This is a genomic window from Streptococcus sanguinis (assembly GCF_020729765.1).
Taxonomy (GTDB): domain Bacteria; phylum Bacillota; class Bacilli; order Lactobacillales; family Streptococcaceae; genus Streptococcus; species Streptococcus sanguinis_Q.
In genome coordinates this window covers 1-727 of record NZ_JAJEPD010000079.1, presented here as the reverse complement: position 1 = coordinate 727, position 727 = coordinate 1, and the positions used below count along the sequence as shown (strand labels likewise).

Below are 727 nucleotides of genomic sequence, written 5' to 3'. Positions count from 1 at the left end.
AGATTTGTCGTATTCACTGATAAACAAAGGTTCATTCTTCTTCATGGATTCTTATTTCCCCTCTTCTTCCATCTAAAGTAACCAACATGCCAGTTTTTAGCAGCTGAGTTGCATTTCTTATCCATTAGATAACCTTGTTGATCAGCCATTAGAGTCAGTATGTCATACAGTTCATACTTGTTATAATTTTCAAAATGAATTTTTCTACTAATTCTAGAAGCTAAACCYGGATTGGTGTTTAAAAATTCCTCCATCATTTCTGTATAACCAGCGAAAATCACAATGACATCATTTCTATTATTTTCCATTTCCTGAATAATTGTAGGAATAGCTTCATTAGCAAAATCACGCTCTCCTTGTGGAATTAGACTATAGGCCTCATCAATAAATAAAATACCGCCTTTGGCATTATCAAATAATCTTTTAACCTTTGGAGCTGTTTGGCCAACATATTCACCAATTAAATCTGAGCGACCTACTTCAATCAAAACGTTTGATTTAATAATTCCATGTTCATAAAAAATTTTTGCCAACAATCTAGCAACTATTGTTTTTCCAGTACCAGATGATCCAGAAAACATAAAGTGCATAGAAGGCCGAACGGGCGAAAAATTTATTTCAAGCCTTCTTTGCGATATAGAAAAATAAGCTAAAATTCTATGAATCATATTTTTAACAGTAGATAAGCCAACCAAACGGTCAAGCTCCTTCAAAGTATTAGAATTTG

1 pseudogene is annotated in these 727 nt (G+C 33.1%); it reads right to left on the bottom strand.

Annotation, left to right across the window (positions count from 1 at the left end):
- Nucleotides 1-248: 248 nt before the first annotated feature.
- Nucleotides 249-581, bottom strand: a pseudogene (locus tag K4H96_RS12395) (AAA family ATPase); the annotation flags it as partial.
- Nucleotides 582-727: the final 146 nt, after the last annotated feature.